The sequence below is a fragment of the Antarcticimicrobium sediminis genome (assembly GCF_004348975.1).
GTDB classification, from domain to species: domain Bacteria; phylum Pseudomonadota; class Alphaproteobacteria; order Rhodobacterales; family Rhodobacteraceae; genus Antarcticimicrobium; species Antarcticimicrobium sediminis.
Genome location: NZ_SMFP01000062.1, coordinates 1 through 664, shown reverse-complemented (window position 1 = coordinate 664; position 664 = coordinate 1). Strand labels below are relative to the sequence as shown.

General features: G+C 61.9%; 1 pseudogene. It reads left to right on the top strand.

Going from position 1 to position 664, the window contains the following annotated elements:
• Positions 1 to 43: 43 nt before the first annotated feature.
• A pseudogene (locus E1B25_RS22710) lies at positions 44 to 664 on the top strand (transposase); the annotation flags it as partial.

Sequence of the window (664 nt, the reverse complement as noted above, 5' to 3'; positions counted from 1 at the left end):
CGGCCAAGCGGATCTTTGAACGGCTCCGCCCCTCTCGTCGATACGACGTATCGACTGCCGGGCAGTGGATGAGCATGGTTTCACCGGCGGCTATACGATCATCAAGGATTATGTGCGCGAGCGGGGACGCCGCAGCCTGGAGATGTTCGTGCCTCTGGCCCATCCGCCGGGGCATGCGCAGGCGGACTTCGGCGAAGCTGTTGTTGTGATCGGCGGTGTCGAGCAGAAGGCGCATTTCTTCGTCCTGGTCGCTATTGAGAGCGCCATTGGTCCGAGCGACAATGGCGACGCCTCACAGTGATGCCTATTTTGTGCGGGCCTATCCGGCGGCGACCGCGGAAGCCTGCCCTCTCGGCGATGCACGCATCGCCTGCCTGGTGATAGGTGGATGGTCACGTTCACGCCTTTGCCTTCTTCGGCAAGGTGCCGGTCTCGGTCCTATACGACAACGACCGCTGCCTGGTTGCCAAGATCCTATCGGACGGAACGCGCAAGCGGGCGACGCTGTTCAGCGGGTTCCTGTCACATTACCTGTTCCGTGATCGCTATGGGCGCCCGGGCAAAGGCAACGACAAGGGCAATGTCGAGGGGATGGTTGGGTATGCGCGGCGCAACCACATGGTGCCGATCCCCTGCTTCTCTGACTGGGACGCCTTCAACTCTG